Consider the following 21,999-nt stretch of genomic DNA (forward strand, 5'->3'; position numbering starts at 1 on the left):
CTCAGAGCCGCAGGTGCTCGGCCATGTAGTCGACAAATGCGCGTAGCTTGGGCATCGGATGGCGGCCCGACGGCCACAGCACGTAGAACGGCGTGCGGCTCGCGACGTGGTCGTCGAGCACGGCGCGCAGCCTGCCGTCGTCGAGCGCGTCGCGCACGAAGAACTCGGGCAGGCATGCGATGCCGAGCCCGCGCAGCGCGAAGCACAGGCGCGTCTCGGCGTTGTTGCTGACCATCGAGACGGGTACCTCCGGCGGCGTGCCGTCACGCGGCGCGCGCAGCGGCCAGATCTCGAGCCTGCCGCTGCTCGGGAAGCGGTAGTGCAGGCAGCGATGCCGCGCGAGATCGGCCGGCGTGCGCGGCGTGCCGTGCCGGTCGAGGTAGCCGGGCGACGCGACGAGGTGCTGGCGGAAATGGCCGAGCAGTCGCGACGACAGTCGCGAATCCGACGGCTGGCCCGTGCGCAGCACCACGTCGAAGCCTTCATCGACGACGTCGACGAGCCGGTCGCTGAAATCGATGTCGAGTTCGATCTCCGGATACGCGGCGATGAAATCGGCGAGCACCGGCAGCAGCAGCGTGCCGATCGTCGGCAGGCTCACGCGCAGGCGCCCGCGCGGCGCTTCGGCACTGTGCGTGAGTTCCTGCTCGGCCGCGTCGATTTCGGCGATCACGCGCCGGCACCGTTCGAGAAAGCGCGCGCCCTCGGCCGTCAGCGTGATGCTGCGCGTGCTGCGGTGAAAGAGCCGCACGTTCAGGCGCGCCTCGAGCCGCGCGATACGCTTGCCGATCGCCGATGCCGACAGTCCGAGCGCGCGGCCGGCCGCGACGAAGCTGCGCGTTTCCGCGACCTGGACGAACACGACGAAACCGCCAAGATTTTCCATGCTGGGCCCCAATTACGGACATCGATGTCCGGAGTGTCCGGAACTCTACCCCGGTTTTTCTTCCCGCGCCGGCTCCCTACGATGGGCGTTCCTTCATCGTTCGAGGTCACGCCATGTCATCCCTGTCTGTCCCCACCCACCGCAGAGAGCCGGACGCCGCGCTGCGCGCGCGGCTCGACGCCGTGCTCGATCGTGCGATGGCCGACGCGCGCGCGGTCGGCGCGGTCGTGCTGGTCGCGCGCGACGGCGAGTTGCGTTATGCACGCGCGGCCGGGCTGGCCGATCGCGAAGCCGGCACGCCGATGCGCGAGGACACGGTGTTCCGGCTCGCGTCGGTGTCGAAGCCGATCGTGACGGCGGCCGCGATGCGGCTGGTCGCGACAGGGCGCATCGGGCTCGACGAGCCGGTCGCGCGCTGGCTGCCGGCGTTCCAGCCGACGCTGCCCGACGGCACGCGTGCCGATATCACGCTGCGGCATCTGCTGTCGCATACGGCCGGGCTCGGCTACCGCTTTCTCGAAGCCGATGGCGACGGCCCGTATGCGCGCGCCGGCGTGTCCGACGGGATGGATCGCGCGGGCCTGTCGCTGGCGGAGAACGTCCGGCGCATCGCTCGTGTGCCGCTGCGGTTCGCGCCCGGCACATCGTGGGACTATTCGCTCGCGACCGACGTGGTCGGCGCGCTGATCGAAGCGGTCGACGGCCGGCCGCTCGCCGATGCCGTGGCCGCGCTCGTCACGACGCCGCTGGGGATGGCCGATACCGGATTCGTCGCGCATGACGCCGCGCGCGTCGCGACACCCTACGTGAGCACGCCGGGCGCGCCGCGCCGGATGGCCGACGACGATCTCGTGCCGGTGTTCGACGGCACGGTCGGCATCCGTTTCGAGCCGGCGCGCGCGTTCGATGCGACCGCGTGGCCGTCGGGCGGCGCGGGCATGGTCGGCACCGTGCACGATTGCCTGACGCTGCTCGATACGCTGCGCACGGGCCTCGACGGCTGGCTCGCACCGCGCTGGATCGACGAGATGTCACGCATCCAGCCGGGCGCGCACGACCTGCCGGACGCGCCGGGGTTCGGCTTCGGGCTCGGCTTTTCCGTGCTGCATGACCCGGTGGCCGCGCAATCGCCGGAATCGGTCGGCACCTGGCGCTGGGGCGGCGCCTACGGGCATGCGTGGTTCGTCGACCGGGCGGCAGGGCTGACGGTGGTGGCACTGACCAATACGTTGTACGAAGGGATGCACGGGCGCATCGTCACCGATGTGCGCGATGCGGTGTATGGCGTCGACGATCGGAGTGCGCAATGAGCGAGTGCGTATCCGTTTCCGAGCGCGCTGCCGATCGTCCGGCAGATTCGGCCACGCTGGCCGGTGCGCGCCTGCCCGTCGCGAACCTGCTCGCGCTGGCCACCGCCGGCTTCATCACGGTGCTCACCGAAGCGCTGCCGGCCGGCCTGCTGCCGCTGATGAGCGCCGACCTGCGCGTGACCGAGGCGCTGATCGGCCAACTGGTGACCGTCTACGCGCTCGGCTCGATCGTCGCGGCGATTCCGCTCGTTGCCGCGACGCGCGCGATGCGCCGGCGCCGCCTGTTGCTCGCGGCGCTGGCCGGCTTCGTCGTATCGAACGCGCTGACGGCCGTGTCGCCGTACTACGCGCTCACGCTGGCCGCGCGGTTCGTCGCGGGGATGTCGGCCGGCCTGCTGTGGGCGCTGCTGGCCGGCTATGCGAGCCGGATGGTCGACCCATCGCTGCGCGGCCGCGCGATCGCGGTCGCGATGCTCGGCATACCGGCGGCGATGTCGATCGGCATTCCGGCCGGCACCGCGCTCGGCGCGCTGTTCGGCTGGCGTGTCGCGTTCGCGTTGATCACGCTGGCCGCGCTCGCGCTGATCGGCTGGATCCGCCTGCGCGTGCCCGACTATCCAGGGCAGCCCGCCGGCGCACGCGAGCCGGTGCTCGGCGTGATGACGCTGCCCGGCGTGCGGCCGGTGCTGACCGTGATGTTCGCGTACGTGCTCGCACACAACATGCTGTACACGTATGTCGCGCCGTTCCTGGCAGGCGTGCGGATGGGCGCGCAGGTCGACGTGGTGCTGTTCGTGTTCGGAATCGCGTCGCTGGCCGGCATCGCGCTGACGGGCGCCTGGATCGGCGCGGCGCAACGACAGCTGACGCTCGCCAGCATCGCGCTGTTCGCGCTCGCGGCGCTGATGCTCGGCGCCGGTTCCGGGATCGCGATCGTCTACGCGGGTGTCGCGCTGTGGGGACTCGCGTTCGGCGGCGCACCGACGCTGTTCCAGACCGCTGCCGCGAACGCGGCGGGCGAGTCGGCTGACGTCGCGCAGTCGATGCTCGTGACGGTGTGGAATCTCGCGATCGCCGGTGGCGGCATCGCGGGCGGGATGCTGCTCGGCGCGACGGGCGCCGGCGCGATCCCGTGGGTACTCGTCGCGCTGCTGGCGGCCGCGTGGATCGGCGCATGGCGCGCACGCCGCCATGCGTTTCCGGCGCCGCGCGCGGCGTGAGCGGCTAGCGCCGGCGGCGGTGTCAGGCCGCCTTCGCGGCGAGCGCGGCGCGTGCGCAGGCTTCGTCGGTGACGAGCCCCGACAGCCAGCCGCCGCGCAGCGCGGCGATCACGGCGTCGTGCTTCTTCGGGCCGCCGGCGAACGCGATCGTCGGCAGCTTGGGCGGCGTCGCGAGCGCCACGCTCGTCACGCGCGCGCTGGTCGACACGGTGATCTGCGTGCCTTGCGCGTCGATCGGCACGCCGAGCAGTTCGGCCACCGCGCCGAGCGCGGTCATCTCGTCGCGTTCCTGTTCGGTGATGAAGCCGTCTTCGTAGAGCGGGCAGTGCGGGCCGATGTTGCCGATCCCGACGAACGCGACGTCGGCTTCCCCGGACAGCGCCTCGACGATCCGGTACAGCCGGTGGTTGCACCACTGCGCGCGCTCGGCGTCGCTGTCGGCGAACAGCGGCGCGGGCAGCAGGAAGTGCTTGCTGCCGGTCTTCTCGGAGATGTACTGCGCGACGTCGTAGCGGTTCGACGAGCCGTCGGCCGCGATCGCGCCGACCATCGACACGAGCCGGTGCTGCGGGCGGTCGATCTGCGCGATCTGCGCGACCGCAGCCTTCAGCGTCCGGCCGCTGCTGACCGCGATCACCATCGGCCGCATTTCGTTCAGGTAGCGCTCCATCACCTGCGCGCCGGCGACCGCGAGCTTGCGGTCGATCGCGTCGGGCGCATCGGCGTCGACGGGCACGACTTCGCACATCGCGAGGCCGTAGCGTTTCGACAACTGCGCGCCGAGGTCGAGACAGTCGGCGAGCCGATGGTCGACGCGCACGCGGATCAGGTTCTTCTCGACCGCGAACGCGACGAGGCGCTGCGCGACGGGGCGCGAGACCTGCAGCTTCTCGGCGATTTCGTTCTGCGTGTCGCCCGCGACGTAGTAGAGCCACGCGGCGCGTGTGGCGAGATCGAGTTTTTCTGAGGACTTGGACACGATAGCGATTCGGTTCGGATCAGGGGGCCCGCCCCACGGGCCGGCCGGCAGGCAGGCCGCACGACGGCGTCCACTGTAACGCATGTCGTGCGTGCGGCCCCGCAGTCACGCCTACGCGAGCCGCGCGCGTGACGGTTCGTACAGCGGCTGCACGTGACGGTACAGCGAGCGGAACGCGTCGAGGCGTTCGCGCAGCCGCGCATGGCGGGCGGCGTCCGGTGCGTATTCGGCGCGTACCGGCGGCTTGGTCAGCACCGCGTGCGGATCGCCGCCGACGGCCAGCCAGCCGAGCCGTGCGGCACCAAGCGCCGCACCCGTTTCGCCGCCGCCGATCTGGCGCGTGCGCACGTTCAGCGCGTCGGCGATCAGTTGCGCCCAGAATGCGCTGCGCGCGCCGCCGCCGATCAGCGACAGCTGGTCGGTTTCGACGCCGGCCGCATGCAGCGCGTCGAGGCCGTCCGCGAGACCGAGCGTCACGCCTTCGAGCACCGCGTAGCCGAGATGCGCGCGCTCGGTCGCATGCGTCATCCCGAAGAACACGCCCTGCGCGTACGGGTCGTTGTGCGGCGTGCGTTCCCCCGACAGGTAGGGCAGGAACAGCGGCGCGGTGGCGAGTGCGTCGACGTCGAGCGCCTCGACTTCGGCGAGCAGCGCGGGCTCGTCGGTGCCCGTCAGCTTGCAGACCCAGCGCAGGCAGCTCGCGGCCGACAGCACGACGCTCATCAGTTGCCAGCGATCGGGAATCGCGTGGCAGAACGCATGCACGGCCGACGCGGGGTTCGGCATGAAGCGGTCGCCGACCACGCTCAGCACGCCCGACGTGCCGAGCGACACGAAGCCGTCGCCCGGGTGGATCGCGCCGATGCCGAGCGCGCTCGTCGCGTTGTCGCCGCCGCCGCCCGCGACCACGACGGCCTCCGACAGCCCGAGCTCGCGCGCGACGTCCGCACGCAGCGCGCCGGACGGTGCATTGCCCTCGACGATGCGGGGCATCTGGTCGCGCGTCATGTCGCACGCGGCGAGCAGTGCGTCGGACCAGTCGCGGCGCGCGACGTCGAGCCACAGCGTGCCGGCCGCGTCCGACGGATCGGACACTTTCGCGCCGGTCATCCGGAACCGCAGGTAGTCCTTCGGCATCAGCACGCAGGCGGTGGCCGCGAACACGTCGGGTTCGTGCTTCGCGACCCACAGCAGTTTCGGCGCGGTGAAGCCCGGCATCGCGAGATTGCCGGCCAGTGCGTGCAGATCGGGCGCGCGTTCGGTGAGCAGTGCGCATTCGTCGGCGCTGCGCATGTCGTTCCACAGGATCGCGGGGCGCAGCACGCGGTCGTCGCGGCCGAGCAGCACGGCGCCGTGCATCTGCCCCGACAGGCCGATGCCGCGCACTTGCGCGAACGCGTCGCGATGCCGTTCGCGCAACGTGGCGAGCGCGGCGAGCGTGCCTTGCCACCAGCCGTCCGGATGCTGTTCGGCCCAGCGCGGATGCGGCCGCGACACGGTGAACGGCGTGCCGGCCGTGCCGACGACCGTGCCGTCGGGGGCCAGCAGCAATACCTTCACTTCCGAGGTGCCGAGGTCGATGCCGAGATACATGAGCGGTTCGTTCCGTCAGTGGGGAATCGCTACTTTAGCCGCGCGGCAGCGCACGTGCCAAGGCTGGTTCGCCCGGATGCGCGTCAGCGCTGCGCCAGCCATGCATCGACCCGCGCGAGGCCTGCGCGCAGCGCCTCGAACAGCGCCGCGTTGCCGGCGAGCGAACCCCACAGCGCGCGGCTCGCGCACAGCGCGACGACCGGATCGTCGGCCTCGACGATCGCCCGCGCGGTGCTTTCATCCATCACGCCGTCCTGGTACGCATACGGCAGCAGGCCGCGTGCCCGGCGTTCGAGAAAGCGCAGGAACAGCGCGGGCAGCACGGCGGTGGCGACCGGCGCCGCACCGCGCGCGAACGATTCGACGAGCGTCGGCGCGATGAAGCCGGGGATCTTCGAGAAGCCGTCGGCCGCGACGCGCTGGTTCGTGTCGAGCACGTACGGGTTGCCGAAGCGCTCCAGCACGACGTCGCGGTAACGCGCGAGATCGAGCGGGCTCGGCGTGAGGCACGGGATCACGTCCTGCGTCACGTAGTCGTGCGCGAAGCGGCGGATCGCCGCGTCGTGCGTGCCTTCGTGGATGTACGTATGGCCCGCGAGCGTGCCGGCCCACGCGATGCAGCTGTGCGTCGCGTTGAGGATGCGGATCTTCGCTTCCTCGTACGGGTGCACGTCGTCGACGAGTTCGGCGCCGGCCAGCTCCCAGCGCGGCCGGCCGGCGGCGAAGCGGTCCTCGATCACCCACTGGATGAACGATTCGCCCATCACCGGGCACGCGTCGTCGAAGCCGGTGGCCGCGAGTACGCGCTCGCGCACGTCGGCGGTCGGGCGCGGCGTGATGCGGTCGACCATCGCGCTCGGCGTCGCGACGTTCGCATCGAACCACGCGAGCAGGGCGGTTTCACCGCGCCGTTCGAGGAATTCGCGCATCCCGGCGCGAAAGCGCGCGCCGTTGTTGCGCAGGTTGTCGCAGCTCTGCAGCGTGAGCGGGCCCGCGCCGCGCTTCATGCGTTCGGCGAGCAGCGCCGCGAGCGCGCCGTACAGCGTCGTGCGCGCGCCCTGCAGGTCGGCCGCCAGATCGGCGTTCGCGATGTCGAGCCGGTTGTGCTCGTCGAGGTAGTAGCCGCCTTCGGTGACGGTGAACGACACGATCCGGCACGCCGGATCGGCGCCGGCATCGACCAGCGCGGCGAGATCGATCGACCACGGCAGCACGCGCGTGATCGCGCGGATCGTCTCGTATGCGCGCTCGCCTTGCGGCGTGACGGTTTCGAGGGTGTATTCACCGTGCTGCGCGGCGAGCGCGTCCATCGTCGCGCGCATGTCGTCGCGGATGTTGCCGACGGTCAGCGACCAGCGTTCGCCGGCCGGCACGGCCGCGTTCACGCGATGCAGATACCACGCCTGGTGCGCGCGGTGAAACGAGCCGGCGCCGATGTGCAGCAGCACGGGCGCGCGGGCGGAGGGCGATTCGCTCATGCGGTGTCTCCTGTTCGTGCCTGTCTTTCCAGTCGAATACGATCATTTGCTCTTTATGTGAGCGAATGATCGTATTCGGGCGAGCGAAAGTCAAGGCGGGGAAACGGCATTTCGATGGTGCGCTGCGGCGGCAGCGCGGGTGCGGCGGTGCGGAAGGAACAGGGCGTCAGCACCCTTCGCGGGTGAGCGCGACGAGTTCGTCGAGCAGCTTGCCCGCTGGCCCCGGCAGGATCCCGTGGCGGCGCCGGAACGCGGTGAGCGTGCGTACCGCGACGACCTCGCGCACGGGCAGCGTGTCGATCGTGCCGGCGCGCTGCTCGGCGCCGTACATCGGCTCGGCCATCCAGCTCAGGAAGCCGGCATGCGCGACGAGGCTTTTCAGCGTCGTCACCGAGCGCGTCTCGACCGCGATGTCGGGCAGCGCGAGCCCGTGCGCGTCGAAGGTCGCCCGCATGTGGTCGAACGGCGCGGTGCCGCGCGGCGGAATCGCCCAGCGCGCGTGCAGCGTGTCGGCGAGCGTCGGCGCGCGGCCGAGCGTGCGCAGCGGATGGTGCGGCGCCGCAACGATATGGCTGCGATCCTCCCAGCGGCACTCGGGAATCGCGACGATCTCGTCGGTGTCGGGCCCGTGCGCGGACAGCGCGAGATCGATCTCGTGCTTGTTCAGCCCTTCCGCGAGCCGGTCCCACACGCCTTCGATGATCTCGACGCGCAGGTTCGGCCAGCGGTCGAGCACGCGGCCGACCGCGACCGGCAGCACGAGGCTCGCGATGCTGCCCACCGCGCCGACCTTGATCGTGCCCTTCGCGAACCCGCGCATCGCGTCGAGCTCCTCGCGCGCGTGCTCGGCCTCGTGCTGCAGCAGCGTCGCATGCGGCAGCAGCGCCTCGCCGAACGCGGTGAGCTGCACGCCCTTCGAGTGGCGCTCGAACAGCGGCGCGCCGACCTGATCCTCGAGCCGCTTCAGGATCCGGCTCAGTGCCGGTTGCGTCACATGCAGCGCGTCGGCCGCGCGGCCGAGGCTGCCGCACGCGACGATCGTCGTGAAGGCGCGCAATTGCCGGAGATCGAAACTCATGCCGTTGTGTAATGACTTATCGCAAAAAATACAGTATCCGAGAATGGCTTGCACTTCGATACTGTGGAAACCGCCAAGCCATCGAGGAGACACCCGAGCATGTCCGGCCATCCGCCCCCTTCCGCCGCATCGGTCACCGTTCGCGATGCGGTGATCGACCTGCTTCGCCAGTTCGGTATCGACCGCGTGTTCGGCAATCCCGGCTCGACCGAGCTGCCGATGTTCCGCGACTTCCCGGACGATTTTCGCTACGTGCTCGGTCTGCATGAAGCCGTCGTGGTCGGGATGGCCGACGGCCATGCGCAGGCCACCGGCAATGCGGCGGTCGTCAACCTGCATTCGGCGGCGGGCGTCGGCAATGCGATGGGCAATCTCTTCACCGCATTCAAGAACCGCACGCCGCTGATCGTGACCGCGGGCCAGCAGGCGCGCGCGATCCTGCCGTTCGACCCGTTCCTCGGCGCGACGCAGGCCGCCGAACTGCCGAAGCCGTACGTGAAGTGGAGCATCGAGCCCGCGCGCGCGCAGGACGTGCCGGCTGCCATTGCTCGCGCGTACCGCATCGCGATGCAGGAACCGCGCGGCCCGGTGTTCGTGTCGATCCCGGTCGACGACTGGGATCAGCCGGCCGACCTGCTGCCGCGCCGCGACGTCAGCAGCGTCGTGCGGCCCGATCCGGACGCGCTTGCGCGTCTCGGCGACACGCTCGACGCCGCGCGGCGTCCCGCATTCGTGGTCGGTGCGGCCGTCGATCGCGCCGGTGCGTGGGACGACGTCGTGCGGCTCGCCGAGCGGCACCGTGCGCGCGTGTTCGTCGCGCCGATGTCGGGGCGCTGCAGTTTCCCCGAGGACCATCCGCTGTTCGCCGGCTTCCTGCCCGCGATCCGCGAGAAGATCGTCGCGCGGCTCGACGGGCACGACCTCGTGTTCGCGTTCGGCGCACCCGCGTTCACCTATCACATCGAAGGCTTCGGCCCGCACGTGCCGCCGGGCGCGACGCTCGTGCAGCTCGTCGACGATCCGGGCGTCGCCGCGTGGACACCGTCTGGCGACGCGGTCGTCGGCAACCTGCGGCTCGCCGCGCGCGACCTGCTGGCGCGCCCGGCGCCGCCCGAGCGGCCGATGCCCGCGCCGCGTGCGCCGCGAGTGCGCGTCGACGCGCCCGCCGCGGGCGAGCGCATGTCGGTCGCATTCGCGCTGCAGACGCTTGCCGACGTGCGCGATGCGCACGATATCGTCGTCGAGGAGGCGCCGAGCGCGCGGCCGGTGATGCAGGAGCACTTGCCGTTCACGCGCAGCGGCACGTTCTACACGATGGACAGCGGCGGGCTCGGCTACGGCATGCCGGCCGCCGTCGGCGTCGCGCTCGCGCACCCGGAGCGGCGCGTGATCGGGCTGATCGGCGACGGCTCGAGCCTGTATTCGATCCAGGCGTTGTGGAGCGCCGCGCAGCTGAAGCTGCCGATCACGTTCGTGATCCTGAACAATCGCCGCTATGCGGCGCTGCAGGATTTCGCGCCCGTGTTCGGCTTCGGTCCGGACGATGCCGTGCAGGGCACCGATCTGCCGGACCTGGATTTCGTCGCGCTTGCGCAAGGGATGGGCTGCCGCGGCGTGCGCGTCGCCGATGCGGCGCAGTTGCGCGATACGCTGACCGACGCGCTGCGTGCGGCGACGCCGGTCGTCGTCGACGTCGAGATTGCCTGACGCGCCGCGCGCGTCTTTCCGGAGAATTCATGCAAACCGTATCGATGCTGATCGGCGGCGAACGCCGACATTCTTCCAGCGGCGCGACCTTCGTGCGCCGCAACCCGCTCGACGGCGAAGTCGCGTCCGAAGCGCCCGCGTGTACCGTCGACGATGCGCGTGCGGCGGCCGATGCGGCCGCCCGCGCGTTTCCCGAGTGGGCCGCGCTCGGCCCCGGTGCGCGTCGCGCGTTGCTGCTGAAGGCGGCCGCGGCGCTCGAAGCGAAGCATGAGCAGTTCGTCGCCGCGATGGCGGTCGAGACGGGCGCGTCAGCGCTGTGGGCCGGTTTCAACGTGCAGCTTGCCGCGAGCGGGCTCGTCGAGGCCGCGTCGCTCACCACGCAGGTCGGCGGCGAGCTGATTCCGTCCGACGTGCCGGGCTCGCTCGCGATGGGCGTGCGGCAGCCGGCCGGCGTCGTGCTCGGCATCGCGCCGTGGAATGCGCCGGTGATCCTCGCGACCCGCGCGCTCGCGCTGCCGCTCGCGTGCGGCAACACGGTCGTGCTGAAGGGCTCGGAGCTGTGTCCCGTCACGCACGGGCTGATCGTCGAGGCATTGCAGGAAGCCGGGCTGCCGCCGGGTGTCGTCAACTTCGTGACGAACGCGCCGGAGGAGGCGAGCGCCGTCGTCGATGCGCTGATCGCGCATCCGGCCGTGCGCCGCGTGAATTTCACGGGCTCGACGCGCGTCGGCCGGATCGTCGCGGAAGCCTGCGCGCGCCACCTGAAACCGTCGGTGCTGGAGCTCGGCGGCAAGGCGCCGTTCGTCGTGCTCGACGATGCCGATCTCGACGCGGCGGTCGCGGCGGCCGCGTTCGGCGCATTCGCGAATTCCGGGCAGATCTGCATGTCGACCGAGCGCATCGTCGTCGACGCGTCGATCGCCGATGCGTTCGTCGCGAAGCTCGCTGACAAGGCTGCGTCGCTGCCGCTCGGCGACCCGCGCAACGGGCCTGTCGTGCTCGGCTCGCTGATCGACACGAAGGCCGTCGAGCGCTGCAACGCGCTGATCGACGATGCGCTCGCGCACGGCGCGACGCTGCTGTGCGGCGGCAAGGCCGATACGACGCTGTTTCCCGCGACGCTGCTCGACCATGTGACGCCGGCGATGCGCATCTATGCGGAAGAATCGTTCGGCCCGGTGAAGGGTATCGTGCGCGTCGATGGCGAAGCAGCCGCGATCCGCTGCGCAAACGACAACGCGTTCGGGTTGTCGTCGGCCGTGTTCAGCCGCGACGTAGCCCGGGCGCTGCGCGTCGCCGCACGTATCGAATCGGGCATCTGCCACGTGAACGGCCCGACCGTGCACGACGAGGCGCAGATGCCGTTCGGCGGCGTGAAGGACAGCGGCTTCGGCCACTTCGGCGGCAAGGCCGGCATTGCGGCATTCACGGACCTGCGCTGGATCACCGTGCAGACCGCGCCGCGCCACTACCCGTTCTGACGAGGGCATCGACGATGAGGATCGCGATTCTGGGAGCGGGCGCGATGGGCTCGCTGTTCGGCGGGCGGCTCGCCGAAAGCGGCGAAGCCGTCACGCTGATCGACGTGAACGACGCGCATCTCGACGCGATCCGCCGCGACGGGCTGCGTATCGACGACGCGCGCGGCGAGCGGCGCATCCGCGCATTGCAGGCCGTGCGGCCGGAAGCGGCCAATGCGGATGCGCTGGCCTCGCCCGACACCACGTTCGACCTGCTGATCGTTTTCACGAAGTCGCTGCACACGCGTGCCGCGCTCGACGGCGTGCGTGCGCTGCTGTCACGGCACACCTGCGTGCTGACGCTGCAGAACGGACTCGGCAACGTCGAGACGCTCAATGCGTTCGTGCCGCTCGAGCGCATCCTGGTCGGCGTGACGACGTGGCCGGCCGATGCGGCCGGGCCCGCACACGTGCGCTCGCACGGCGCGGGCACGATCCGCATGATGACGGCCGACGGCGCGGCGCGCCCGTTCGCCTCGGCCGTCGCCGATGCGCTGTCGCGCGCGGGGCTTGCGTGCACGCTCGACGCCGACGTCTGGGCCGCGGTCTGGGAGAAGGTCGCGTTCAACGCGGCACTCAACACGCTGTGCGCGGCGACGGGCTGCACGGTCGACCAGCTCGGCCATCATCACGACGGGCCGCGGCTTGCGCTCGCGATTGCTGCCGAGACGGCCGCCGTCGCCCGCGCGAAGGGTATCGCGGTCGACGGCGAACGCATCGCCCGCAACGTCGAGCATGCGATCCGCGAGCATCGCGGCCATCGCCCGTCGATGCTGCAGGACGTGCTGGCGGGCCGCCGCACCGAAATCGACGCGATCAGCGGCAAGGTCGTCGCGGCCGCGCACGAAGCGGGTGTCGCGGTGCCGCATGCGGAGACGCTGCTCGCACTCGTCCGGCTGATCGAAGCAAGGGTGAACTGAGCGGCAAGCCGGCGGCCGGCTGGCGCCGCACGACGAGACGCGCGCACGACGGGTAGCCGATGGCGCCGGATCGTCACGGATGGGACATCGTGCGGGCACCGGCGCATCGACGCTGGCCGCGCAGCGAGAGATCCGGGCACGCGCATGCGCGCCAGCCCGGGCAACTGGAGACGCCATGAAAGCCATCGAATGCCGTTGTCTTGCCGCGCGCCGGTCGCGCACGTTGCCGCCGGCGCGCGGCGCACGGGAGGCCGCATGAGCACGCGCGACGGATTGCCGACGCCGTCGGTCGACATCGGCACGACGCTGGACGACGGGCCGTTCACGACGATGCAGCGCTGCGTGGTGCTGCTTGCCGCGCTTGCGATCGTGCTCGACGGCTTCGACGGCCAGCTGATCGGTTTCGCGATTCCCGTGCTGATCCGCGAGTGGGGCATCACGCGCGGCGCGTTCGCGCCGGCCGTCGCGGCCGGGCTGATCGGGATGGGCATCGGCAGCGCGTGCGCGGGGATCGTCGCGGATCGTTTCGGCCGCCGCCAGGCCGTGATCGGCAGCGTGTTCCTGTTCGGGATCGCGACCTGCGCGATCGGCTTCGCACCCGACGTCGCGGCGATCGCGACATTGCGCTTCTTCGCGGGGCTTGGGATCGGCGGCGCGCTGCCGACGGCCACGACGATGACGGCTGAATACACGCCCGCGCGGCGCCGCACGATGATGGTGACCGCGACGATCGTCTGCGTGCCGCTCGGCGGGATGCTGGCCGGCCTGTTCGCGCACGAGGTACTGCCGCGCTACGGCTGGCGCGGGCTGTTCTTCGCGGGCGGCGCGCTGCCGCTCGTGCTCGGCTTCGTGCTCGTGCGCGCGTTGCCCGAATCGCCGCGTTATCTCGCGCGCCGCCCCGCACGCTGGCCGGAACTCGGCGCGCTGCTCGCGCGGATGCAACGGCCGGTCGCGCCGGGCACCGTGTTCACCGACATCAAGGACGCACGCGCGGCCGGCGGGCGCGGCGGCTTCGGCGCGCTGTTCGCGAGCGGCCAGGCGCGCGACACGATCGCGTTGTGGTGCGCGTTCTTCATGTGCCTGCTCGCCGTGTATGCGGCGTTCAGCTGGCTGCCGACGATGCTCGCGGCGAGCGGGTTGAGCGTGTCGGTCGCGGGCGCGGGGCTCACCGCGTACAACCTTGGCGGCGTGATCGGCGCGCTGCTGTGCGCATGGGCGATCGCGCATGCGGGGTCGCGCTGGCCGCTCGCGCTGTGCAGCATCGGCGGCGCGGCGAGCGCGGTATGGCTGATGGGGGTCGATGCCGGCCGCCATACGAGCTGGCTGATCGTCGGCCTCGGCCTGCACGGGCTGTTCGTCAACGCGGTGCAGTCGACGATGTATGCGCTCTGCGCGTACATCTACCCGACGGCCGTGCGCGCGACGGGCACCGCGAGTGCGCTCGCGTTCGGCAGGCTCGGCGCGATCCTCAGCGCGTTCGCGGGCGCGATCGTGATCACGACGGGCGGCGCCGGTGCGTACCTGACAATGCTGGCCGTCGCGATGGGTGTCGTATGCGTCGCGCTGCTTGGGGTGCGGCGGCACATTCCGAGGCTGTCGCGCGTGCCGGCGGCGCCGCGCGAAGGGGAGGAACTGGCCCGCACGTCGTCGTGACGGCGGGCGCGTGGCGTGCGTTACAGCGTGGTGCGCACGTGCCAGAGCTCGGGGAACAGCACGACGTCGAGCATCTTGCGCAGGTACGGCGCGCCGCTCGTGCCGCCGGTGCCCTGCTTGAAGCCGATGATGCGCTCGACGGTCGTCACGTGGCGGAAGCGCCACTGGCGGAACGCATCCTCGAGATCGACGAGTTCCTCGGCCATCTCGTACAGCTCCCAGTGCTGCTGCGGGTGGCGATACACCTCGAGCCACGCGGCTTCGACCGTCTCGTCGTGCCGCGTCGGCTGCGTCCAGTCGCGATCGAGCCGCTCCGGCGCGATCGGGAACCCGCGTCGCGCGAGCAGGCGCACGACTTCGTCGTAGAACGACGGCGCTTCGAGCGTCGCGCGCACCTGTTCGAGGATGTCGGGCCGATGCGCATGCGGCTGCAGCATCTGGACGTTCTTGTTGCCCAGCAGGAATTCGAGCTGGCGATACTGGTACGACTGGAAGCCCGACGACTGGCCGAGATACGGCCGCATTGCCGAGTATTCGGACGGCGTCATCGTCGACAGCACGTTCCACGCCTGCACCAGCTGCTCGAGGATGCGCGACACGCGCGCGAGCATCTTGAACGCGGGCGGCAGCGCGTCGGTGCGCACCGCGTCGAGCGCGCCGCGCAGTTCGAACAGCGCGAGCTTCATCCACAGCTCGCTCGTCTGATGCTGGATGATGAACAGCATCTCGTTGTGATCGGGCGACAGCGGATGCTGTGCGTCGAGGATCGAATTCAGCGACAGGTAGTCGCCATAGCTCATCGACTTCGAGAAATCGAGCTGCGCGTTGTGCCAGCCGGCTTGCGTGTCGGCATCGCCCGGCACGTGCGGCGCTTCATGCGCGGCTTGCGCCGGTTGTGCGGCGCGTGCGCTCGAGAACGGGCAGCCCGCCGGCGCGTCGCCGCCGGGTGGCTGCATATGACCTGAATTCACGACTTTCTCCAGATTTGAATGACGAACGCGTGGCGCGCGATCCGCATGCAACGGCGGCGCGCCGCGCAAAACCGGTCAGGTCACCGCGCCGCGTTCGGCGAATTCGGGTGCCTTCCACGCACCGGTGGCGAGGATGTCGCGCAGCGTCTCGACGGCATCCCACACGTCGGCGAAGCGCGTATAGAGCGGCGTGAAGCCGAAGCGCAGCACGTACGGCTCGCGGTAGTCGCCGATCACGCCGCGCGCGATCAGCGCCTGCATCACTTCGTAGCCGTGCGGATGCTCGAAGCTCGCCTGCGAGCCGCGCTGGTGATGCGCGCGCGGCGTGACGAGCTTCAGCGACAAGCCTGCGCAGCGTGCTTCGACGAGCGCGATGAACGCGTCGGTCAGCGCGAGCGACTTGCGGCGGATCGCGTGCATGTCGGTCTGCAGGAACACGTCGAGCCCGCATTCGACCATCGACATCGACACGATCGGCTGCGTGCCGCACAGGAAGCGCGCGATGCCCGGATCGGGCGCGAAGGCCGGCTGCATCGCGAACGGTGCGCGGTGGCCCCACCAGCCGGACAGCGGCTGCGAGAAGTGCGCGAGATGGCGCTGCGGCACCCACACGAATGCGGGCGAGCCGGGGCCGCCGTTCAGGTACTTGTACGTGCAGCCGACCGCGCCGTCCGCGCGCGCGCCGTTCAGGTCGACCGGCACCGCGCCGGCCGAGTGCGCGAGATCCCACAGCATCAGCGCGCCCGCGTCGTGCACGAGCTGCGTGACGGCCGGCATGTCGTGCATGTAGCCGGTGCGGTAGTTCACGTGCGTGATCATCGCGACGGCCGTGTCCGCGCCGAGCGCGGCCGGCAGGTCGGCCGGATCGTCGATCAGGCGCAGCTCGTAGCCGCCGCCGAGCTGTTCGATCAGCCCCTGCGCGATATACAGGTCGGTCGGGAAGTTCGAGCGTTCCGACACGATCACGCGGCGCTCCGGCGCGCGCTCGGCCTGGTGGCGCAGCATCGCCGACAGCAGCTTGAACAGGTTGATCGAGATCGTGTCGGTGACGACCGTCTCGCCGGGCGCGCCGCCGATCAGGGTCGCGAGCTTGTCGCCGAGCCGGCGCGGCAGCGCGAACCAGCCGGCCGTATTCCAGCTGCGGATCAGGCCTTCGCCCCATTCGGCGCCGATCACCTGCTGCGCGCGCGCGGCCGATGCGCTCGGTTGTGCGCCGAGCGAGTTGCCGTCGAGGTAGATCACGCCGTCGGGCAGCGAGAACTGGCCGCGCAGCGGGGCAAGCGGGTCGTCGCGGTCGAGCGCGAGCGCGTCTTCACGGGTCTTGATCATCATGATGTGGGGTCGTAGGTTGGGTAATCAGGAAGCCTGCGCGGGCAGCGCGCGCAGCACCGCGCGCACGGGGCTCGCGTCGAGCGTCGCGAATTTCAGCGGCAGTGCGATCAGTTCGTAGTCGCCGGGCGGCACGTCGTCGAGCACGATGCCTTCGAGGATCGCCATCCGGTGCGCACGCACGCGGTGATGCGCATCCATCGTCTTCGATTCCTGCGGGTCGAGCGACGGCGTATCGATGCCGATCAGCTTCACGCCATGCGCGGCGAGCAGGTCGACGGTCTCGGGCGCGACCGCGCAGAAAGCGCTGTCCCATTGTTCGACCGCGGCGCGCGCATACGTGCGCAGCAGCACGCGCGGCGGCACGCCGTCGAGCGCGGCTTCCACATCGGCCGGTCGCACGACGGGCGACGCGCCGATGCAATGGATCACGCGGCACGGGCCGAGATAGGTGTCGAGCGGCACGGCGCCGATCGGTGCGCCGTCGGCGTCGTAGTGCAGCGGCGCGTCGCAGTGCGCGCCGGTGTGCGGCGACAGCGTCAGGCGCGCGACGTTGACCGGCGAGCCGGCCTCCATCCGCCACACGCGTTCGACGGAAACCGGCGTATCGCCCGGCCACACGGGGGTGGCGGGGCTGACCGGCGGGGAGATGTCCCAGAGTGTGTCCATGGCATGACGTTTCGATGAGTCGATCCTTCGAATGATAGGTGGACGCTCGCAGAAAGTGCTTGCGAAATAAACATGGACAATCCGCCGGATTGGCAGATAATTCGACTCAGAGGGAAAACGGGGACCAAAAATGCACGCGATCACGCTCGATGCCACCGACTGCCGGATTCTGGCGGTATTGCAGGAGGAGGGCAGAATCAGCAATCTCGACCTGGCGGAACGTATCTCGCTTTCGCCATCCGCCTGCCTGCGCCGCATGCGCCTGCTCGAGGAGCAGGGCGTGATCGAGCACTATCGCGCGTGCCTGAGCCGCGAGAAGCTCGGCTTCGAGCTCGAGGCATTCGTGCAGGTGTCGATGCGCAACGAAGAGAATCAATGGCACGAGCGCTTCGCGGAAGCGCTGCGCGAATGGCCGGAGGTGGTCGGCGCGTTCGTCGTGACGGGCGAGAGCCACTATCTGCTGCGCGTGCTCGCGCACAACCTCAAGCACTATTCGGATTTCGTGCTGAACCGGCTCTACAAGGCGCCGGGCGTGATGGACATCCGGTCGAACATCGTGCTGCAGACGCTGAAGGATGAAGCCGGCGCGCCGGTCGGGCTGGCGCGCACGGGCGCGATCAAAGCGGTGTGAGGCCGTGGAAGCCGCCGCCGTGGAACACGAGCGGCGGCGCCGTGTCCGATACCGCGCGCACGCCGCAGCGTTCGACTTCGCCGACGAAGATCACGTGGTCGCCTTCATCGTAGCGGCTGCGGTTGTGGCATTCGAACCACGCGAGCGCGCCGTCGAGCACGGGCATGCCCGAGTTGCCGGCCGCATGCGCAATCCCTTCGAAGCGGTCGCCCTTGTAGGTCGAGAAGCGCTTGCACAGGTCGAGCTGCGAGGCCGCGAGCACGTTCACCACGTAATGGCTGTTGCCGCGGAACACGGGCGTCGACGCCGATTTGTGCGCGAGGCTCCACAGCACGAGCGGCGGATCGAGCGAGACCGAGTTGAACGAGCTGGCGGTGATGCCGATCAGCTGGCCGGACGGCGCGCGCGTCGTGATCACCGTCACGCCCGTCGCGAACTGGCCGAGTGCCTGCCGGAAGGCCGTCGCGTCGAAATCCGGCGGGTTGGCGCGGCTCATCGGGCCGCCATCCGGAACGAGACGGGCAGGCGCGGCGCGACGCGGGTGGGGCGGGCACGGCGGACGAAAGGCGACAAGGCGGTCGATTGGGAAGGGGTGCGCATGGCCCGATTTTAGCGGAATCGGGGCCGTCGAGCCCGGCCGGACGGCGCATTGCGGAGGCAGGGTGGCGTAGCGAACACTGCGGCGCGTTGCTCGATGTGCCGCTGCAGGTAGCCGGCGTGGCCGTTCCGTCGTGTTTTCGTGCGGCGCCGCCGTTCGGACTGGCGCCGCCGCATCCCACCGGCCGTCGACCACCGCACTATTGCGACGCCGCCAGTCCGAGCGACAGCGCGCCCGTCACGATCAGGCTCGATGCCCACACCGCGTCGAGATTGAACCAGCTCCGCGACACGAACTTCAGCCCGAGATAGCGGTACACGAGCCATGCGAGCCCGCCGCCGGCGGCGATCATCGCGGCCGCGTGCACGGCCGCGACGACGAGCGCCATCCCGAGATGCGCATCGACGAGCATGGCGGCCGCACGGTGGCCGGCATCGCGGTCGAGCCCGCACAGCCCGAGGTAGATCGGCACCAGCATCAGCCCCGCGCCGTGCGCGATCGCGATCGCGAACGACCACAGGCCGAGCCGTGCCGGCGGGATCCGCGCGAGCGCACGCGGATGCCGGCGCCGGATCAGCAGCACGGCGCCGAAGCCGATCACGAGCGCGCTCGCGCCGATCCGGATCGCCGACTGCCACGCGAGCAGCGCGGCGAGCAGCCCGAACGGCAGCATCACCGCGAACACCGCGAGCGCGTGGCCGAGCGCGAGATAGCCGAGCGCCGCGACGAGCGCGGTGCCGCGGCGCGTCATCAGCGCGTTCGACACCGCGAGCGGCCAGCCCATCGCGGGATTGAGCCCGTGGTAGACGCCGCTCGCGAGCACGGCCGCCCACAGGGCGGCCTGCGCGTGCAGGCCGGCGCTCAACGCTTGACCGACGGATAGCAGAACGAGTCGGTCGAGCAGTCGCCGCCTTCGAGCCGGATCTGGTGCGCGCGGTAGCCGTCGGGGAATTCGACCCAGTAGTCGTCGGCGAGCGTCAGCCCGCCGTCCGGCCCCGCATGCGCGAGCACCTGCGCGCCCGGCACGCCGTCCGGATAGAACTGGTCGTCCCACGTCGAATACAGCGAGTTGGTCCAGTACACGCGCCGGCCGTCGCGGCTGATCTCGACCATCTGCGGGCCGCCCGCGAACGTGCGGCCGTTCGAGTGCGGCGCACGGCGCGCGATGCCGCCGATGCGGACCGACCCCGCGAGCACCGGATTGTGCGGATCCGACACGTCGTACTGGCGCATCTCGCCGGTGCCCCAGCACGACACGTACAGGAAGCGGTCGTCGAGCGACAGGTCGATGTCGGTCACGAGCGGCGGCACCGCGCCGAATCCTTGCAGCAGCGGCGGCAGTTCGTCGGCCGCGGCCGGCTCGGCCGGGATCGTCGCCGTCTTCTTCACATGGAACTGGCCGCCTTCGCGCCACCAGGTCCAGATCGAGCCTTCGAGATTCGTCGTATCGACGACGACGCCGACGAACCCGTATTCGCGCGCGGGGTCATGCGCGGGCCGGACCTCGAGTGCCATCTGGTGCTGCGCGCCGAGATCGATCGTCTGCACGTTGCGCCGCGCGCGCAGGTCCCAGAAATGCAGCCGGTGCCCGTACTTGTTCGCGAGCAGGTCCTCGGGGACGATCCCGTTCTCGAATTGCGGCGGCAGCGCCCATTCGCTCGACACCATGTAGTCGCGCGGCAGGTTCCACCAGAAGTCGTAGTGCTTGTCCTGCGAGCCGCGATCGATCTCCCAGCGGCCGAGTACGTCGAACGTCTCGCAATCCATGATGAAGATGCCGGGCGCGCCGTCGGTGCCGTCCTTGCCCGCGCCGCCGAGCGTGCTCACGTAGATGCCTTCGGGGCCGCAGTGCACGGTGTGCGGGCGCGAATAGCCGGTCTTCGCGAAGACCTCGTCGGGCTCGATGATCTTGTGGATGCGCGCTTGCGTCGGATGCGGCTTCGTGTCGATCACGTAGATGCGCGACGAGCGCAGGCCGGGGATGATCAGGAAGCGGCGCTCGAGGAACGCATGGCCGGTCAGCGGCGACAGCGACGACGAGCACGCATTCCAGCCGAAATGGTGAAACTCGTCGCCGGTGTTCGGCATCGTCACCGTGTGCACGATTTTCCCGTAGGTCGGCGAACCGGGCTTCACGTCGATCACGGCGAGCGCGTCGGGTCTGGAAAAATCGGGGCTCAGCAACAACGTATAGGCGAATTCTTCCGCCGGCGCCTGCATTGCAAGCTCGGGAGAAGCGTGAAACGTCGGGTCAGGCCGCATGCTCATGGTGATGCCTCCTCGATGGGTTCGGATCGTGAACGCACGGCCGTTCGTTGCGGGCGTGCGGGTCGGGATGGCCGCGCGGCGTGCAGCGTGCCGGCGGGTGCGATCGACGCACGGACGCACGTGTCGGTGCCACGCGCGGCGCCGTGCATCAGATCGTGAAAGCGGGGAACTCGGGTAACGGCGACAGGCCGGATCGCCGCGCGGGGAGCGGGACGGATGCACGGCAACGTGATGAAGCAGTCGAAGCGGCGCCCCGCGACGCGGCAGCGGCCGGGCGGGTGATGCGGGCGAATTCTGTCAAGGCATGCATAGCGATGTTCCGGCAGATGATGTTTGCATCAGGGTCGGGCATGCATCGGACGCTGCGCGCGTGACGGCGGGTTTGCCACCGCGCTGGCGCGTGCCTAAGTGTAGACGAGAATCGCGCAGGGAAGTCGGGCGCGGCACCTGCGTAATCTGCCAGGTTCGCGCGCGAGTGAGATACTTGCCGGAGTGCCGCGGTGTCCCGTATCACGGGCGCGCAGCGGCGGGATGGAACGGCGGCAGCCGGCACGGGCGTGCCGCTGCCGTCATCAACGAGGGTCTGAATTCATGGGGAACGAGATGCTTGAAACCGCGACTTTGGGAGGCGGGTGTTTCTGGTGCACGGAGGCCGTGTTTCTCGATGTCGACGGCGTGACGGCCGTCCAGTCGGGTTATGCGGGCGGCCATACGCGCAATCCCGGCTACCGCGACATTTGCGAAGGCGACACCGGCCACGCGGAAGTCGTCAACGTGACGTTCGATCCGGCGCGCATCGGCTATCGCGAGATCCTCGAGATCTTCTTCGCGACGCACGATCCGACCACGCTGAACCGGCAGGGCAACGACGTCGGCACGCAGTACCGGTCGGTCGTGTTCACGCATTCGGATGCGCAGCGCGACACGGCGCTCGACGTGATCCGCGAGCTGGAGCGCGAGCAGGTGTTCGGCCAGCCGATCGTCACGCAGGTCGTGCCGCTCGACGGCAACTACAGGCCGGCCGAGGACTATCACCAGAACTATTACGCGCGGAACCCCGGGCAGGGCTACTGCTCGGTCGTGATCGGGCCGAAGCTCGCGAAATTCCGGCAGAAGTTCTCGCACCGGCTGAAGTCGCTGCGCGGCGCGTAGGCGTGCAACCGGCGGAAGCCGGCGAAGACAGGCGAGA

General features: G+C 70.2%; 19 protein-coding genes. 8 read left to right on the forward strand and 11 right to left on the reverse strand.

Going from position 1 to position 21,999, the window contains the following annotated elements; all coding sequences use genetic code 11:
• Position 1 precedes the first annotated feature (1 nt).
• Entirely contained in the window at positions 2-886 is an 885-nt protein-coding gene (locus U5798_RS32350; protein WP_124456406.1) for a LysR family transcriptional regulator, read from the reverse strand.
• A gap of 113 nt (positions 887-999) precedes the next feature.
• Between U5798_RS32350 and U5798_RS32355 the strand changes: the two genes are divergently transcribed.
• Together U5798_RS32355 and U5798_RS32360 are read left to right on the forward strand one after the other, a co-directional pair.
• On the forward strand, positions 1,000-2,196 hold the full coding sequence (locus tag U5798_RS32355; protein ID WP_322084369.1) for a serine hydrolase domain-containing protein: 1,197 nt from the start codon (positions 1,000-1,002) through the stop codon (positions 2,194-2,196).
• Positions 2,193-3,416: an MFS transporter gene (locus tag U5798_RS32360; protein ID WP_124456404.1), complete on the forward strand. Its 1,224-nt coding sequence runs from the start codon at positions 2,193-2,195 to the stop codon at positions 3,414-3,416. The genes U5798_RS32355 and U5798_RS32360 overlap by 4 nt, the downstream gene beginning before the upstream one ends.
• 22 nt (positions 3,417-3,438) lie before the next feature.
• Here the strand turns inward: U5798_RS32360 and U5798_RS32365 are convergent, their stop codons facing one another.
• The 4 genes from U5798_RS32365 to U5798_RS32380 all read right to left on the reverse strand — a co-directional run bounded on the left by U5798_RS32365 (position 3,439) and on the right by U5798_RS32380 (position 8,544).
• Positions 3,439-4,395 (reverse strand): sugar-binding transcriptional regulator, encoded by a 957-nt coding sequence (locus tag U5798_RS32365; protein WP_415859527.1) that lies wholly within the window; start codon positions 4,393-4,395, stop codon positions 3,439-3,441.
• 111 nt (positions 4,396-4,506) lie between these two features.
• Positions 4,507-5,988, reverse strand: a complete 1,482-nt coding sequence (gene xylB / locus U5798_RS32370) for a xylulokinase (RefSeq protein WP_322084371.1) — start codon at positions 5,986-5,988, stop codon at positions 4,507-4,509.
• A gap of 83 nt (positions 5,989-6,071) precedes the next feature.
• Entirely contained in the window at positions 6,072-7,466 is a 1,395-nt protein-coding gene (dalD, locus tag U5798_RS32375; RefSeq protein ID WP_322084372.1) for a D-arabinitol 4-dehydrogenase, read from the reverse strand.
• A gap of 166 nt (positions 7,467-7,632) precedes the next feature.
• Positions 7,633-8,544 carry a LysR family transcriptional regulator gene (locus U5798_RS32380; RefSeq protein ID WP_322084373.1) on the reverse strand — a complete coding sequence of 304 codons (912 nt, stop codon included), beginning with the start codon at positions 8,542-8,544 and terminating at the stop codon, positions 7,633-7,635.
• A 99-nt stretch (positions 8,545-8,643) separates the two neighbouring features.
• On the opposite strand from U5798_RS32380, the gene mdlC reads away from it, so the two are divergent.
• From mdlC to U5798_RS32400, 4 genes are all read left to right on the forward strand, one after another.
• Positions 8,644-10,251: a benzoylformate decarboxylase gene (gene mdlC, locus U5798_RS32385; protein ID WP_322084374.1), complete on the forward strand. Its 1,608-nt coding sequence runs from the start codon at positions 8,644-8,646 to the stop codon at positions 10,249-10,251.
• Positions 10,252-10,280: 29 nt separating this feature from the next.
• Positions 10,281-11,732 (forward strand): aldehyde dehydrogenase, encoded by a 1,452-nt coding sequence (locus U5798_RS32390; RefSeq protein WP_322084375.1) that lies wholly within the window; start codon positions 10,281-10,283, stop codon positions 11,730-11,732.
• A 14-nt stretch (positions 11,733-11,746) separates the two neighbouring features.
• Positions 11,747-12,691, forward strand: a complete 945-nt coding sequence (locus U5798_RS32395; RefSeq protein ID WP_322084376.1) for a 2-dehydropantoate 2-reductase — start codon at positions 11,747-11,749, stop codon at positions 12,689-12,691.
• Between the two features lie 255 nt (positions 12,692-12,946).
• The gene (locus U5798_RS32400; protein WP_124456397.1) at positions 12,947-14,344 is read left to right on the forward strand and encodes an MFS transporter; all 1,398 of its coding nucleotides are present in this window, start codon (positions 12,947-12,949) and stop codon (positions 14,342-14,344) included.
• 20 nt (positions 14,345-14,364) lie between these two features.
• Here U5798_RS32400 and kynA read toward each other — a convergent pair whose 3' ends face one another.
• The 3 genes from kynA to kynB form a co-directional block, all read right to left on the reverse strand.
• A complete protein-coding gene (gene kynA / locus U5798_RS32405) occupies positions 14,365-15,300 on the reverse strand; it encodes a tryptophan 2,3-dioxygenase (protein WP_322084395.1) in 936 nt (311 codons plus the stop codon).
• A 90-nt stretch (positions 15,301-15,390) separates the two neighbouring features.
• A complete protein-coding gene (gene kynU, locus U5798_RS32410; RefSeq protein ID WP_415859528.1) occupies positions 15,391-16,644 on the reverse strand; it encodes a kynureninase in 1,254 nt (417 codons plus the stop codon).
• A gap of 27 nt (positions 16,645-16,671) precedes the next feature.
• Positions 16,672-17,313, reverse strand: coding sequence for an arylformamidase (gene kynB / locus U5798_RS32415; protein ID WP_322084377.1), 642 nt, complete (start codon positions 17,311-17,313; stop codon positions 16,672-16,674).
• 130 nt (positions 17,314-17,443) lie between these two features.
• Between kynB and U5798_RS32420 the strand changes: the two genes are divergently transcribed.
• A complete protein-coding gene (locus U5798_RS32420; RefSeq protein ID WP_006477992.1) occupies positions 17,444-17,944 on the forward strand; it encodes an Lrp/AsnC family transcriptional regulator in 501 nt (166 codons plus the stop codon).
• On the opposite strand, the gene U5798_RS32425 is transcribed toward U5798_RS32420, so the two are convergent.
• From U5798_RS32425 to U5798_RS32435, 3 genes are all read right to left on the reverse strand, one after another.
• Positions 17,931-18,440, reverse strand: coding sequence for a flavin reductase family protein (locus U5798_RS32425; RefSeq protein ID WP_124456395.1), 510 nt, complete (start codon positions 18,438-18,440; stop codon positions 17,931-17,933). The genes U5798_RS32420 and U5798_RS32425 overlap by 14 nt on opposite strands.
• A 301-nt stretch (positions 18,441-18,741) precedes the next feature.
• The gene (locus tag U5798_RS32430; protein WP_124456394.1) at positions 18,742-19,407 is read right to left on the reverse strand and encodes a hypothetical protein; all 666 of its coding nucleotides are present in this window, start codon (positions 19,405-19,407) and stop codon (positions 18,742-18,744) included.
• Positions 19,404-20,810 (reverse strand): selenium-binding protein SBP56-related protein, encoded by a 1,407-nt coding sequence (locus tag U5798_RS32435; RefSeq protein WP_124456393.1) that lies wholly within the window; start codon positions 20,808-20,810, stop codon positions 19,404-19,406. Before U5798_RS32435 ends, U5798_RS32430 begins: the two co-directional genes overlap by 4 nt.
• Positions 20,811-21,401: 591 nt before the next feature.
• Between U5798_RS32435 and msrA the strand changes: the two genes are divergently transcribed.
• Positions 21,402-21,962, forward strand: a complete 561-nt coding sequence (gene msrA, locus U5798_RS32440) for a peptide-methionine (S)-S-oxide reductase MsrA (protein WP_322084378.1) — start codon at positions 21,402-21,404, stop codon at positions 21,960-21,962.
• Positions 21,963-21,999: the final 37 nt, after the last annotated feature.

The sequence above is a fragment of the Burkholderia sp. BCC1972 genome (assembly GCF_905339605.1).
In the GTDB taxonomy this organism is placed as follows: domain Bacteria; phylum Pseudomonadota; class Gammaproteobacteria; order Burkholderiales; family Burkholderiaceae; genus Burkholderia.

Bases quoted from the DNA above. Each gene is read 5' to 3' on its own strand.
- U5798_RS32350 (WP_124456406.1), bottom strand. From the start codon at position 886: ATGGAAAATCTTGGCGGTTTCGTCGTGTTCGTCCAGGTCGCGGAAACG.
- U5798_RS32355 (WP_322084369.1), top strand. From the start codon at position 1,000: ATGTCATCCCTGTCTGTCCCCACCCACCGCAGAGAGCCGGACGCCGCG.
- U5798_RS32360 (WP_124456404.1), top strand. From the start codon at position 2,193: ATGAGCGAGTGCGTATCCGTTTCCGAGCGCGCTGCCGATCGTCCGGCA.
- xylB (WP_322084371.1), bottom strand. From the start codon at position 5,988: ATGTATCTCGGCATCGACCTCGGCACCTCGGAAGTGAAGGTATTGCTG.
- dalD (WP_322084372.1), bottom strand. From the start codon at position 7,466: ATGAGCGAATCGCCCTCCGCCCGCGCGCCCGTGCTGCTGCACATCGGC.
- U5798_RS32380 (WP_322084373.1), bottom strand. From the start codon at position 8,544: ATGAGTTTCGATCTCCGGCAATTGCGCGCCTTCACGACGATCGTCGCG.
- mdlC (WP_322084374.1), top strand. From the start codon at position 8,644: ATGTCCGGCCATCCGCCCCCTTCCGCCGCATCGGTCACCGTTCGCGAT.
- U5798_RS32390 (WP_322084375.1), top strand. From the start codon at position 10,281: ATGCAAACCGTATCGATGCTGATCGGCGGCGAACGCCGACATTCTTCC.
- U5798_RS32395 (WP_322084376.1), top strand. From the start codon at position 11,747: ATGAGGATCGCGATTCTGGGAGCGGGCGCGATGGGCTCGCTGTTCGGC.
- U5798_RS32400 (WP_124456397.1), top strand. From the start codon at position 12,947: ATGAGCACGCGCGACGGATTGCCGACGCCGTCGGTCGACATCGGCACG.
- kynA (WP_322084395.1), bottom strand. From the start codon at position 15,300: ATGCAGCCACCCGGCGGCGACGCGCCGGCGGGCTGCCCGTTCTCGAGC.
- kynU (WP_415859528.1), bottom strand. From the start codon at position 16,644: ATGATCAAGACCCGTGAAGACGCGCTCGCGCTCGACCGCGACGACCCG.
- kynB (WP_322084377.1), bottom strand. From the start codon at position 17,313: ATGGACACACTCTGGGACATCTCCCCGCCGGTCAGCCCCGCCACCCCC.
- U5798_RS32420 (WP_006477992.1), top strand. From the start codon at position 17,444: ATGCACGCGATCACGCTCGATGCCACCGACTGCCGGATTCTGGCGGTA.
- U5798_RS32425 (WP_124456395.1), bottom strand. From the start codon at position 18,440: ATGAGCCGCGCCAACCCGCCGGATTTCGACGCGACGGCCTTCCGGCAG.
- U5798_RS32435 (WP_124456393.1), bottom strand. From the start codon at position 20,810: ATGAGCATGCGGCCTGACCCGACGTTTCACGCTTCTCCCGAGCTTGCA.
- msrA (WP_322084378.1), top strand. From the start codon at position 21,402: ATGGGGAACGAGATGCTTGAAACCGCGACTTTGGGAGGCGGGTGTTTC.